Below are 13,496 nucleotides of genomic sequence, written 5' to 3'. Positions count from 1 at the left end.
AGCCCTGGGTAAGATTGGGTTTACTTAGATAGCTTCAGGATATCCTGTCCGATATCCCGTCTATGGTACGATTTTTCCCAATGAATATTTTCCACTGTAGAGAAAGCGTTTTTTAATGCGGTCTCAAGGTCTGCACCCATGCCAGTGATGGCAAGTACTCTACCCCCTTGATTGACCAAATGATTTGCGGAATTGATAGCTGTGCCTGCATGGAATACTACCGTACCCGGAGTTTCTTTCGGCAAGGAGATTTCAAATCCTTTTTCATAGGATTCTGGATATCCACCGCTCACCATTACTACTGTAGTGGCATATTCCGGAGAAATCTGCAAATCGTAATCTTCCAGCGTTCCCGTTCCAATTCCATGTAATAATCCAACAAAATCACTCGTGATTCTAGGTAAAACAGCCTCAGTTTCTGGATCTCCCATTCGCACATTATATTCGATGACATAAGGCTGACCTTCATAATTCATCAAACCAATGAACAAGAATCCTTTGTAAGGAATATTCTCTTTGGCAAGTCCGGCTACCGTTGGTTTGACAACCAGTTCCTCCACCTTTTTCATGTAGGCCTCATCAGCAAAGATCACAGGGCTTACAGCTCCCATTCCTCCGGTATTCAAACCAGTATCACCTTCTCCGATTCTTTTGTAATCTTTCGCTTCAGGTAGGATTTTATAGTTTTTACCGTCTGTAGCTACGAAAACAGAAAGCTCGATTCCATAAAGAAATTCTTCCACGACTACTTTGGCTGAAGCAGCACCGAATTTCTGTTCCAAAAGCATTTCCTTGAATGAAGCTTTTGCTTCTTCCAGCGTTTGACAGATTAAAACTCCCTTTCCGGCAGCAAGTCCATCGGCTTTTAAAACGATAGGAAGATTCTGCGTTTCCAAGTAAGCTAAACCTGCTTCAATTTGATCTGCGGTGAAGGTTTCGTATGCTGCTGTCGGCACATTGTTACGTTGCATGAATCGCTTCGAAAAATCCTTGCTGCCTTCTAAAGTTGCTCCCAATTGGGAAGGACCGACTACAGGGATTTTCGAAGTTTCAGGCTGGTCAAGCAAGTAATCTACTACGCCTTTTACCAAAGGTTCCTCTGGTCCAACGACTACTAAGTCAATGGATTCTGATAGGATGAAATTTTTGATTCCCTCAAAATCTGTAATAGAAAGGCTGATATTGGTGGCAATGTCTGCGGTGCCGGCATTACCTGGCGCAACGAATAGTTGCGTACATTTTGGACTTTGTACAATTTTCCAAGCAAAGGCATGTTCTCGGCCTCCGCTTCCTAATAGGAGTATATTCATTGACTCAATTCTAGTTAATTGGCATGCTCGGAGATAAACTTAATCCGATAGACCCGCAATTCATCTTCTGCAAAATCCTCATCTTCCAGTTCCTCCAATGCCTCTTTAATACGATCGGTTTCTGCATTCATGAAATAATCATGGAGTAGCTCTTCGCGCTCTTCATCCATGATATGTTCGATGTAGTAATCGATATTTAATTTTGTACCGCTATAGATGATTTGTTCGATTTCCTGCAGCAACTCAGTCATGCTGATATTCAGGTTATTTGCAATCTCATCCAAATCGATTTTTCTGTCGATCTGTTGAATGATCGTGATCTTGATTTTTGATCGGGACCCGGAGGATTTTACCACCACATCCGATGCAGTCTCAATATCATTCTCTTCCACATAGGTGGAAATGATTCTTAAAAACGACGCCCCAAATTTAGACACTTTTCCCATACCAACACCGTTGATCTGAGCAAGCTCTTCACGTGTGGTTGGGTAAACTGTGGCCATTTCCTCTAAAGAAGGATCTTGGAAAATCACGTAAGGAGGTAATCCTTTGGATTTTGCGACTTTTTTTCGCTCTGCTTTTAGCAGTTCAAAAAGCTTTTCGTCATAAGCAATTCCAGCAGTTACTACCACTTCAGGTGCCTCATTTTCCTCGGCATTTTCATAGTCATGATCTTTGTATAGATTGACTGAATAAGGTGCTTCCAAAAAGGCCTTTCCTCTCGGGGTAAGTTTTAATACACCATAAGCCTCAATATCCTTTTCGAGGAAATCGAAGATCATGGCCTGTCGGATTATTGTTGTCCAGTATTTTTCCGGAACGATTTTGCCCTTACCAAAAACAGGAAGTAAATCATGTTTGTAGCTGGAGACATATTCGTTGGTTTCTCCGATAATTACTTTGACCAAATGCTCAATCCCGAAGCGCTCGTTTGTCTGAAGGGCGGCTTCCAAAGCTGTCTGGATATAATCCATTCCCTCAAAAATCTCCCGCTCTCTTTTACAGTTATCGCAATAGCCGCAATCTTTCTCGAAGGTTTCCCCGAAATAATTCAAGATAAATTTTCTTCTACAAACGCCAGTCTCGGCATAAGCTGCCATTTCCTGAAGTAGGACTCTGGCGTTTTCACGTTCGGTGACTGGTTTGTCCTTGTTAAACTTATCAAGTTTCAGGATGTCATCGTAGCGATAGAACATCAAGCAATGCCCTTCCAGACCATCTCTACCAGCTCTACCAGTTTCTTGATAATAACCTTCCAAAGATTTTGGAACATCGTAATGAATCACATAGCGGACATCAGGTTTGTCGATTCCCATTCCAAAAGCAATGGTGGCGACAATGACATCCAATTCTTCATTTAGGAAATCATCTTGGTTTTTTATCCTAACTGCCGAATCCAATCCAGCATGGTAAGGGGCGGCGTTGATCTGGTTCACTTTCAGAAGTTCAGCAATTTCCTCTACCTTTTTTCGGCTGAGGCAATAGATGATTCCTGATTTACCTTTATGGTTTTTGATGAACTTGATTAGTTGCTTTTTGGACTCGTTCTTTTGTTTTGGTCTGACCTCATAATAGAGGTTAGTCCTATTAAAAGAAGACTTGAACAAGTCCGCTTCTTCCATTTGCAAGTTGCGCTGAATATCCTGCTGCACTTTGGGTGTTGCAGTTGCGGTCAAAGCAATGATGGGTAGGTTCGGAGCAATTTGAGCTACAATCGATTTGATTTTTCTATACTCCGGTCTGAAGTCATGGCCCCATTCAGAAATACAATGCGCCTCATCGATCGCTACAAAACTCAATTTTGCGGATTTCAAAAAGGCTATATTTTCTTCTTTTGTCAGAGACTCTGGAGCTACATAGAGTAGCTTGGTCTTTTGACTCAAGACTTCATTCTTAACTTTAGTAGCTTCTGACTTATTGAGAGTCGAATTTAGAAAATGGGCATTTATCCCAATCGCATTCAACTGATCCACCTGATTTTTCATCAAGGCAATCAATGGCGATATCACGATGGCTGTACCTTCTTTGACCACAGCAGGCAATTGGTAGCATAGGGATTTCCCGGCTCCTGTCGGCATGATCACGAAGGTGTTCTTTTGGCTGAGCAAATTGTCCACGATGAGTTCTTGATTCCCACGGAACTGGCTGAAGCCAAATATTTTCTTAAGATCTGCTTTTACTTTTTCTTCCACTTGAAACAGGTACTTTAAAGGGTGCTCTGGGCCTGTAAACAGGAATGATTTATTTACTTTTATACCTTTGTGTAAAATTACTTATAAACACAGGTAAAATTGAATTTAGCTAAAAATATTAAGAATACAGCCACTCGAGTATTGCAAAATGAGTCGAATGCGATATTAAAATTAATTGAATACCTGGACGGTGATTTTGAGGCATGTGTGGAAAGGATCAAAAACTCAAAAGGTAGAGTTGTGATCACGGGAGTGGGTAAAAGTGCCATCATTGCCAATAAAATTGTAGCAACTCTCAACTCTACAGGTACGCCCTCGATCTTTATGCATGCGGCTGATGCGATCCATGGTGACTTGGGGATGATTCAAGATGATGATATTGTGATCTGTATTTCAAAAAGTGGCAATACTCCCGAAATAAAAGTTTTAGTACCTCTTCTGAAAAAGTCAGGGTCAGTCTTGGTTGCTTTGGTGAGCAACACACAAAGTTATCTGGCTGAGCAGGCAGATTATGTGTTGAACGCGACAATAGATGAAGAAGCTTGCCCGCATAATTTAGCTCCTACAACAAGTACTACGGCACATTTGGCCATGGGAGATGCCTTGGCAGTTTGCCTTTTGGAGGCAAAAGGTTTTACCTCTGATGATTTTGCAAAGTATCATCCTGGTGGTTCCTTGGGAAAACAATTGTATCTTAAAGTCAGCGATTTGTTAAGTAAGGAGCAATTACCAAAAGTCCATCAGAGTTCTGGCTTGGCAGAGGTCATTGTAGAAATCTCCGGGAAGCGTTTAGGAGCCACAGCAGTGGTCAACGACCAAGATGAATTGGTTGGAATAATTACGGATGGTGATTTGAGGAGAATGCTCGAAAAGAGTCTGGATATTCAAAAATTGACCGCTTCGGATATCATGACTGTGAATCCAAAGACAATTTCTAAAGATGAATTTGCCATTCGTGCTTTGAATATGATGAAAAATCACAATATCACGCAGCTGGTAGCAATGGATGAAACTAAAATCGCAGGATTTGTGCATATTCATGAGTTAATGAAAGAAGGCATCGTATAGACCCAAATGCAAGAAAAACCATACATCGTCATCATGGCAGGGGGTATAGGCTCCCGATTTTGGCCATACAGTCGAAATAATCGACCAAAACAATTTTTAGACATTTTAGGTACAGGCCGAACCTTGCTTCAGATGACTTTTGATCGTTTTTTGGAAATATCTACTGTAGAAAGATTTTTTATCGTTACCAACCAGAATTATCTGGATCTAGTCAAGGAACAATTACCTGAACTAGATGAAAAACAGATTCTTACAGAGCCATTACGCAGAAATACTGCCACTTGCATCGCCTATGCTACTTACAGGATTCATTCATTAGACCCGGATGCTATGATCATAGTGGCTCCAGCAGATCATTTGATTACACAGGAAAAGAAGTTTCATCAAGCCATTGAATTAGCCTCTCAGGCAGCCCAGATAGAGGGTAGATTGGTTACGATGGGAATCAAACCAAACCGTCCTGACACTGGCTATGGATATATTCAATATTTGGACAATTCAGAAAATGGAGCTTTCAAAGTCAAAACTTTTACCGAAAAGCCTAACTCAAAGCTTGCCAAAGCCTTTTTGGAAAGTGGAGACTTTGTATGGAATTCCGGGATGTTTGTCTGGAAGGTGAAAAGCCTTATTTCAGCTTATGAAAAATACATGCCCGATGTTGCTGAGGTTTTCAACGAAGGTGTTTTTTATTTCGGAGGCCTAGAGGAAAAAGAGTTTATCAACCGCGCTTATTCCATGCTTAAAAATATTTCCATTGATAATGGCATTATGGAGCATTCGGATAATGTCTACGTCATCCCAACTGAATTTGGTTGGTCCGATTTAGGCTCTTGGCATAGCATTCATGAGCTGAAAAAAAGAGATAAGGATAATAACGTGGTGGAAGGAAATAGTATCCTTTACGATACCAAAAATTCTTATATCAAAGTGGATGGGAATAAATTGGTTGTTATCCAGGGTCTGGATAATTACCTAGTCAATGAGTCAGATAATGTGCTTTTGATCTGCAAACTCGATGCTGAGAAAAAATTCAGGGAATTTGTGGCGAATGCCAAAAAGAAAGGGGAGGACTTTGTCTGACCTCCCCAGTATAGAAATTTATTTTTGACGCTGCCTCATCGCTTCATATATCGCTACTCCAGCAGATACAGACACGTTTAAGCTTTCGATTTTTCCAAGCATTGGGATTCTTACTTTTTCATCCACAATCCCCATGAGTTCATTAGATATTCCGTCTTCTTCCGAACCCATCACCAAAGCAACAGGAGCTGAAAAATCGGCCTCATACATGGATTTTGTCGTTTTCTCGGTAATTGCTACCAAAGTCAAACCGGATTTTTGAAGATCTCGACAGGTGTAAAAAAGGTTTTTTGACCGAACTACAGGAAGGAAATTCAAAGCCCCCGCGGAGGTTTTTACAGCATCTGAATTGATCTGAGCACTACCTTTGGCAGGGATCACAATCGCATCAACTCCGGCACATTCTGCCGTCCTTGCAATTGCACCAAAATTCCTGACATCAGTAATTCTATCCAAAATCAAGATCATTGGAGATTTGCCGACATTAAAGCAACTTTCGATCACATGATCCAAAGAAGCATATTCAATCGAGGAAATGTAAGCGACAACGCCTTGGTGATTCTTTCTGGTGATTCTATTGAGTTTCGCATCAGGAACACGGACCACAGGCACTCCATCAGCTTTGCAAAGTTTCAGTAATTCTTTGATCAGATCATTGTTCAATTCCTTTTGAACCAATACCTTATCTATTTCTTTGCCCGCATGGATTGCTTCCATGACAGCTCTGGTGCCAAATATAAAATCCTTTTCAGTTGCCCCTTTTTCTATCAGAAAGCCATCTTTCCGCTTCTCCATATGGAAATGTTTTTGAACCAAACTGGCTGATATGCTCTGGAGCGGTTCAGCGAGTAATAGTGTGGTGTGAGAATATTCTTTATGCGGACAAAAGTAAAGCGAATTTTCGAACTCTCACTCAATCCACCATAAGACCATACCTCTCGGTCCAAATAAAAGTTGACTTCAGTCGGTGGTCCCATGACAACATATACCATCCCACGGTCTGTTTTCCAGCCTTCTTTGAAGTCTGTAAACAGGATATTTGCAAACTCTACCTGTCGGAAATATTCCCTGATCAGGTCTTTGGCAGTATCTGGATTTCGGGTCAAATTGTACCAATATTGATCCAATGCTTTCTTTTTATCCTCTGCGGCAAGCAAAGTTTCATGCTCTTTCCTTGTAGAGATATAGGTGACTATCTGAACCATCTCTTCCCAGTCTTTTACTTTTGGGAATGCCTCATGAGTTGTTTTTAGTAATAATCCTGATGATTCTGAAGTATCTCCTTGGATAAAATAATATCCTTCCCCGTCTAGACTTTTAGGGACATTGGCAAGAAAATCTCCCTGATCAATAACTTCCAGTTCCTTAGGAACAGCACTTGGCTTGGTTTCCATCGGAGGATATGGTACTTCAAAAGGCGCAGGGTAATAAAAGGCATGAAGGTTTGGACCCTGCTCAGATTTGAAAAGAAGAGATTGTCCTTTATTCAGAAAGTTTTGGTCAAATGGGACATTATTTGCGTAATACGCTCCAAATTCCGGTTGACTGAAAATAAATGGGCTTTTTAAATCAACATGATAGTAATACTCATCTCCTTGTCTGGTATCCAGAACAGTTAATAAAGCCACTGCCACTTTTTGGTCTGCGGGAATACTTACTGTTTTTTCAAAAAACCAATGTCTTTCTGTGTCGGACTTAAGGTCGTTATCGGTTAGAAGATTTACCTCATCATCTTTGATCTCCTGCTCATAGCTTTCCAAAATGGAATAAGAAAAACTGAAAGTATTGAAGTTTGGGTTCTCTTCAATTTTCTCTATCACCATCTGAAGTTTAAAGTCTGTCTCATTCTCTTTGATCGGAATGATTTTGAGACCTAAACGGGAATACCTTGAATACCGAAGTGTCTGATTGAGATTGGATAGATTTCTTTGAGAAAAGCCTGTTTGGATAGTTCCTACTTGGAGGATTACAAAAAATAGGAAGAATTTTAGTTTAAGCTTCATTGAGTGATCTTATCGGGTTTTGAAAATTAACCTTACTTTTGCCAAAATAGTAAAATTTTGTATGGCTACCTATACAACGGAAATTGCCTCCGACAAGTTAATCAGTGACAATCCAATTCATCAACGTTTGCTAAAAGCATACATTGCTGCTCAGCCTTGGATTTCAGGAAAATTATTGGAAGTGGGTTGTGGAGAAGGGAGAGGAGTGGAGATTCTTTTGCCTCATTCTACAGGATATCTTGGGATTGATAAAATCCAAGAAGTAATCGATATGCTGAGTTCAAAATTCCCTCAGGTGAATTTTGAACAGGCAGTTATTCCTCCTTTCAAGGGCTTGGAAGATAATTCTTTCGACACGGTAGTTAGCTTTCAGGTTATCGAGCATATCAAAGAAGATAAATTATTTTTGGAGGAAATCTACCGGGTCTTAAAGCCAGGTGGAAAAGCGATTATTTCTACTCCAAATATTACCCATACCCTTTCCAGAAATCCCTGGCATATCCGGGAGTATACCCCTCAGCAGTTGATAGATCTTTGCAATTCCATTTTTGATTCTGTGGAGGCAAAAGGTGTAGGGGGGAATGAAAAAGTATGGGCTTACCATGCTGCCAACCGAAAGTCCGTTCAAAAAATCATGCGCTTTGATATTTTCAACTTGCAGTACAGATTGCCAGCATCGATTTTAAGAATGCCCTATGAATTCCTTAACAGAAGAAACAGAAATAAACTGCATCAACAACAAAGAGATAATGTAGTTGAAATCACCCATGAGGATTATCCCATCGTTGATGATCCGGCAGTTGGTTTGGATTTATTTTATATCCTTCATAAAAAGTAAAAAAGCGGCCTAAGCCGCTTTTTTTATCTTCTGTCTATTTGGGTTGGAAGGGCATCTTCACCCATGTACAATCTCAGTCGAGTTCTCAATTCATCAGCTTTTTCCTGATAACCACGCTCTTCCAAGAGTGGAATGAAATATCGGATCATTTCAATGGAAATCATCATTTCTCGATCGTAATCTCTATCTTCTTTGGTATAGAATTCTATCATGTCCAAAGATTTCTTGGAGACTTTGTCGATGATGTCCAGAGCCTTCTCCTCTTCTCCAACCTCAAAAAACAAAGGAACTGATTGTCCACTGGACAAATCGTAAGGAATAGACTCGTTTGGCATCACTTCCAGACCATAATTCAACAGCTCAGCTGCTTTATCCATTTTGTTTTGATCCAATAAAGCAATCGCGATAGAGTTCAGCGCACTTCTGTGGTTTGAAACAAATCTTCTATATTCCTCATCTTTGTATGCATTTGGATCATCCAGGCCACGGAAAGCAAATTTTTCCATGAAGTTTTTATAAGCCAAGTCAGCATTGACTAATTCGTCACGGATAAAATCCGGCTTTTGAATAGGCAATAGACGATAAGTCAAACCTTCATTTACCACATGACTTTCTAAGTCAATTCCGATAGTGGAAAGGGATGTGTTGTTGAAATAGATCGGACGCTCCCAATTATTTGTGGTGATCAAATCTACTAGCATCAAGGTTCCTTTAGTCATGTACTGACCATTAACTCTCAAGTTGATTTGAGGAGTAAATAGCGGTGTAAACTCATTTGGGATAATATCCTTATTGGCCACTGAAGCACTATCAATATCCAAAATCAGGTTTCTTGAAGGCACCATGTTGACCACACTTTTTCCTCCGGTATTAATATTCAATCTCGGATCGGCATCATTTAGAAGGTTCAGATAAGCTCTTACAGAAATAGCTGAATTTGGCTTGTCATCTCCAGTTACATAAAGAACATCATTTGTTCCTTTTTGATAGCGCTCTGGAGACAGGCTAAATGGTAAAGACTCAGATTCATTGACATTCCTTGTCATTTGCTGTACATACCAATCGGTGTCGAAATAGCTCAATACGATTACTCGAACATCCGTTCTGAAGCCTTCCACTTCTTGTACATACCAAAGTGGGAAAGTATCATTATCACCGCCTGTAAATAGAATGGCATTCGGTGCGCATGAAGCAAGGAAGTTTCTGGCAGAATCTACTGAGAAGAATCTTCCATGTCTATTGTGATCATCCCAAGTTTGACTGGCCACTAATCCCACAACAGGCAAAGTCAATAATGTCGCTATTATACCTGCCGTCGCTAGATTTTTATTCATTTTTCCGATTGCATGAGCAATGCCCATGACTCCCATGCCTATCCATATTGCAAAGGCATAGAAACTACCTACGTAGATATAATCCCTTTCTCTCGGCTCTACCGGAGGGGAATTCAGGTAGAGTACCAAAACCACTCCCATCATCAGGAATAGCATCAAATTGACATAGAAAGATTTTGGATCATACTTAGCCTGGAAAAACAATCCGATGATTCCCAACAAAAGTGGAAGCATCAGGAAGTTATTATGGCCTTTATTTTCCTTGATATAATCAGGGAACTTATCAGAAAATGCATCTGTAATTCCTATCCATGGAGCATCGGAGAAATCACTTTCTCTTCCGGAGAAATTCCACATAAAGTACCTCCAATACATCTGTCCAAGTTGATGACTGAACATGAAATAAAGGTTGTCACCAAATGTAGGATCCTGACCTTCTCTCAATCCCAGCTTTTGGCGATAGATCCGTTTGTGGTTTTCCTGTGTGGAATAGACCCTCGGAAGAATAGTGGTTTTTGAAGATTCGTAGATGTTCTTTAATTCATAATCCACGATTTCATACTTGTCTTTTCCCTTCATGTAGACAGGATCACCTTCTTCTTGATCTACCAATTTCGCGGTGAAATACTGCCCATGAAGCAAAGGTCTGTATCCGTATTGCTCACGCTTTAGATAAGAAACGTAGCTAATAATGTCTTTCGGTGCATTTTCATTAATAATAGGGTCTTGATTGGCACGGATGACAATCAATGCATAGCTACTGTATCCAATCAGAATGAAAACCAAAGAAAGCAATGCTGTATTTAAAGTCGCATTTTCTTTGCTTCTGGAATATTTGTAGGCAAAATATAAAGCCGAAAAAAACAGAATTGAGAAGAAAATAATACCTGATCCAAATGGCAATCCCAGTGAATTGACAAAGAAGATTTCCATTGATCCTGCCAAGCTAGGCAAGCCAGGAATGATGAAATTGTTGATTATGATCAGTGCTAATCCGCCAGCAAACATGGCAATGATAGCTCCTTTGAGATTCGGTTTTTGATATTTTTTAAAATAATAAACCAGTGCCAAAGCAGGAAGAGTCACCAAATTCAGCAAGTGAACACCGATAGAAAGACCCACCAAATAGGCAATGAAAATCATGTATTTGTTCTCTTCTCTTGGATCCTTGATCACATCCCACTTCAAAAATGCCCAAATCACGATTGCTGTAAAGAATGAGGACATGGCATAAACTTCCGCTTCTACTGCAGAGAACCAGAAACTATCCGTAAAAGTGTAAAGAAGCGATCCTACAATTCCAGCTCCCATCAAAGAGATTACCTGACCTTTGCTTTCTTGTCCTTCTTCGATTTTGTAAAGTCTTCTTCCAAAAAGAGTAATTGACCAGAAAAGGAATAATATCGTGAAGGCTGAGAAAAGGGCAGAACCCACGTTCATCCAGTAAGCAACCTCTAATGTATCGCCCAAAGCCAAGAAACTGAACATTCTGTAAACGAGCAAAAAGAAAGGAGCTCCTGGAGGGTGAGGAACCTGAAGTTTATAAGAAACCGCGATGAATTCTCCTGGATCCCAGAAACTTGCGGTTTGTTCGGCAGTCAGAATATATACAATGGCAGCTACAACAAAAACTACCCAGCCAGTTAAATTATTGATTTGCTTATAATTGAGCATTAATTCGGGAAATTAGAATGGCGAAAATAAAAAAATAATCGCCAACTGAGGATTTTTTAGCACTTTTTAAAAGTTAAACAAAACGCGAAAAGAGCTTTTGTGATAAAAATTACTGTAAAGAACTGAATGTACCTGTACTTTTGTTGTGTTACTTAAATATCATAGTTATGAGTGGACAAGCAAAAAGTTTTCAGGATTTAATAAATGGAGAACAACCGGTTTTGGTAGATTTCACTGCAACTTGGTGTGGCCCATGCAAAATGATGCATCCAATTTTGGAAGACACTGCCCGTCAATTAGGAGACAAGGTGAAAATTCTAAAAGTGGATGTAGATAAGAATCCTTTGGCTGCCAGTAAATTTCAAGTGAGAGGGGTGCCAACTTTGATCCTGTTTCAACAAGGCAAAATCCTTTGGAGACAATCAGGAGTGGTTCCAGCGCATCAGTTGGTACAGACAATCCAATCAAACATTCTGAGTAATGCCTGATGCCAATGTGACAAAAGTCATTTAGGAATCATCAGACACAGTTTACTTTTGAATCAAATTTAGAAAAGAATAAAAAATAGAATCATATGAAAATCGAGCAAATCTATACAGGCTGTCTAGCACAAGGAGCTTACTACATTGAATCAGATGGAGAAGCAGCTGTCATCGATCCGTTAAGAGAGGTTCAGCCATACATTGAAAAAGCTGAGAGAAGAAATGCCAAAATCAAATATGTTTTTGAAACGCATTTCCATGCAGACTTTGTTTCTGGTCACCAGGATTTATCCGCTAAAACCGGAGCCCCAATTATTTACGGTCCAACAACCATGAAAATGGGTTTTGATGCGATCGTAGCAGAAGATGGTCAGGAATTCCAAATCGGTAAAGCAAAAGTAAAAGTGATCCACACTCCGGGTCATACGATGGAGAGTTCTTGTTACTTGCTTTATAATGAGGAAGGAAATCCAGAAGCAATTTTCACAGGAGATACCTTGTTTATCGGGGATGTAGGAAGACCTGATTTGGCTCAAAAAGTAGTTAAAGATTTGACTCAGGAAAAATTAGCTGGTCACTTGTATGACTCTTTGAGAAATAAGATCATGCCATTACCAGATGATTTGATTGTTTATCCTGCACACGGAGCTGGTTCTGCCTGTGGCAAAAACATGAGCAAAGAGACTTCAGATACGCTTGGAAATCAAAAGAAGACCAATTATGCACTTCAGGAGATGACCAAAGAAGAGTTTATCAAAGAAGTAATTACAGGATTGACTCCTCCTCCGGCTTATTTCCCTCAGAATGTGATGATGAATATCCAAGGATATGATAGCATTGATTCAGTTTTGGAAAGAGGTGTGAAGCCTTTGACTCCAGCTCAATTTGAAGCAGCAGCAAATGAAACTGGCGCCTTGATTTTGGATACTAGAGCACCTCAGGTATTTGCAAAGGGATTTGTTCCTAACTCAGTAAATATCGGAATCGATGGAAGCTTTGCGGTGTGGGTTGGAGCTATGATTCCTGACTTGAAACAAGAGATCTTGGTGGTAGCTGATGAAGGAAGAGAAGAAGAAGTAATTACTAGACTTGCAAGAGTAGGCTATGATTATGCAATTGGATACTTGGATGGAGGAATTGATGCCTGGAAGAAATCAGGTCATGAAATCGACCAGATCGAATCCATCTCAGCAGAAGAGCTTGCAAAAAGACAAGCTGAGAATCCTGATATCAACATTGTTGATGTGAGAAAAAACAGTGAATATCTCTCTGAACATGTTGTTGATGCTGAGAATGCTCCTTTGGATTACATCAATGAAAGCATGCTGAAAATAAATAAGGATAAAACATATTATGTGCATTGTGCGGGTGGCTACCGATCCATGGTATTCAACTCAATCTTAAGAGCTCGTGGATATGATAACCTTATCGATATAAATGGCGGATTCAAAGCCATTAAAGATTCGGAAAAATTCAAAGTTACAGATTACGTTTGTCCAACTACTTTGCTTTGAA

General features: G+C 40.0%; 10 protein-coding genes. 5 read left to right on the top strand and 5 right to left on the bottom strand.

What is annotated here, in order from left to right; all coding sequences use genetic code 11:
• Positions 1 to 20 precede the first annotated feature (20 nt).
• Complete coding sequence (gene purD / locus J0A69_RS18300) at positions 21 to 1,310, bottom strand: phosphoribosylamine--glycine ligase (RefSeq protein ID WP_206588071.1); 1,290 nt, start codon at positions 1,308 to 1,310, stop codon at positions 21 to 23.
• A 14-nt stretch (positions 1,311 to 1,324) separates the two neighbouring features.
• Positions 1,325 to 3,502 (bottom strand): DNA helicase RecQ, encoded by a 2,178-nt coding sequence (gene recQ, locus J0A69_RS18295; protein ID WP_206588070.1) that lies wholly within the window; start codon positions 3,500 to 3,502, stop codon positions 1,325 to 1,327.
• A gap of 99 nt (positions 3,503 to 3,601) precedes the next feature.
• Here recQ and J0A69_RS18290 point away from each other — a divergent pair, with 99 nt between their 5' ends.
• Entirely contained in the window at positions 3,602 to 4,570 is a 969-nt protein-coding gene (locus tag J0A69_RS18290; RefSeq protein WP_206588069.1) for a KpsF/GutQ family sugar-phosphate isomerase, read from the top strand.
• 6 nt (positions 4,571 to 4,576) lie between these two features.
• The gene (locus J0A69_RS18285) at positions 4,577 to 5,650 is read left to right on the top strand and encodes a mannose-1-phosphate guanylyltransferase (protein ID WP_206588068.1); all 1,074 of its coding nucleotides are present in this window, start codon (positions 4,577 to 4,579) and stop codon (positions 5,648 to 5,650) included.
• Positions 5,651 to 5,668: 18 nt separating this feature from the next.
• Here J0A69_RS18285 and rlmB read toward each other — a convergent pair whose 3' ends face one another.
• Positions 5,669 to 6,445: a 23S rRNA (guanosine(2251)-2'-O)-methyltransferase RlmB gene (gene rlmB / locus J0A69_RS18280; protein ID WP_206588067.1), complete on the bottom strand. Its 777-nt coding sequence runs from the start codon at positions 6,443 to 6,445 to the stop codon at positions 5,669 to 5,671.
• Positions 6,418 to 7,653 (bottom strand): GWxTD domain-containing protein, encoded by a 1,236-nt coding sequence (locus J0A69_RS18275; RefSeq protein ID WP_206588066.1) that lies wholly within the window; start codon positions 7,651 to 7,653, stop codon positions 6,418 to 6,420. The genes rlmB and J0A69_RS18275 overlap by 28 nt, the downstream gene beginning before the upstream one ends.
• Positions 7,654 to 7,714: 61 nt before the next feature.
• Here J0A69_RS18275 and J0A69_RS18270 point away from each other — a divergent pair, with 61 nt between their 5' ends.
• Positions 7,715 to 8,491, top strand: a complete 777-nt coding sequence (locus tag J0A69_RS18270) for a class I SAM-dependent methyltransferase (protein WP_206588065.1) — start codon at positions 7,715 to 7,717, stop codon at positions 8,489 to 8,491.
• A 23-nt stretch (positions 8,492 to 8,514) separates the two neighbouring features.
• On the opposite strand, the gene J0A69_RS18265 is transcribed toward J0A69_RS18270, so the two are convergent.
• On the bottom strand, positions 8,515 to 11,499 hold the full coding sequence (locus J0A69_RS18265) for a glycosyltransferase family 117 protein (protein WP_206588064.1): 2,985 nt from the start codon (positions 11,497 to 11,499) through the stop codon (positions 8,515 to 8,517).
• 167 nt (positions 11,500 to 11,666) lie between these two features.
• Between J0A69_RS18265 and trxA the strand changes: the two genes are divergently transcribed.
• Both trxA and J0A69_RS18255 read left to right on the top strand, forming a co-directional pair.
• Entirely contained in the window at positions 11,667 to 11,987 is a 321-nt protein-coding gene (trxA, locus tag J0A69_RS18260; RefSeq protein ID WP_206588063.1) for a thioredoxin, read from the top strand.
• 86 nt (positions 11,988 to 12,073) lie between these two features.
• A complete protein-coding gene (locus J0A69_RS18255) occupies positions 12,074 to 13,495 on the top strand; it encodes an MBL fold metallo-hydrolase (protein ID WP_206588062.1) in 1,422 nt (473 codons plus the stop codon).
• Position 13,496: the final 1 nt, after the last annotated feature.

The organism is Algoriphagus pacificus, assembly GCF_017254845.1.
In the GTDB taxonomy this organism is placed as follows: Bacteria; Bacteroidota; Bacteroidia; order Cytophagales; family Cyclobacteriaceae; genus Algoriphagus; species Algoriphagus pacificus.
Note: the sequence above shows the minus strand (reverse complement) of the source record. Positions and strands in the feature narration are given on the sequence as shown.

Coding starts and splice junctions, on each gene's coding strand:
- J0A69_RS18275 (WP_206588066.1), bottom strand. CDS start 7,653: ATGAAGCTTAAACTAAAATTCTTCCTATTTTTTGTAATCCTCCAAGTA.
- J0A69_RS18270 (WP_206588065.1), top strand. CDS start 7,715: ATGGCTACCTATACAACGGAAATTGCCTCCGACAAGTTAATCAGTGAC.
- J0A69_RS18285 (WP_206588068.1), top strand. CDS start 4,577: ATGCAAGAAAAACCATACATCGTCATCATGGCAGGGGGTATAGGCTCC.
- rlmB (WP_206588067.1), bottom strand. CDS start 6,445: ATGGAGAAGCGGAAAGATGGCTTTCTGATAGAAAAAGGGGCAACTGAA.
- trxA (WP_206588063.1), top strand. CDS start 11,667: ATGAGTGGACAAGCAAAAAGTTTTCAGGATTTAATAAATGGAGAACAA.
- J0A69_RS18265 (WP_206588064.1), bottom strand. CDS start 11,499: ATGCTCAATTATAAGCAAATCAATAATTTAACTGGCTGGGTAGTTTTT.
- purD (WP_206588071.1), bottom strand. CDS start 1,310: ATGAATATACTCCTATTAGGAAGCGGAGGCCGAGAACATGCCTTTGCT.
- J0A69_RS18255 (WP_206588062.1), top strand. CDS start 12,074: ATGAAAATCGAGCAAATCTATACAGGCTGTCTAGCACAAGGAGCTTAC.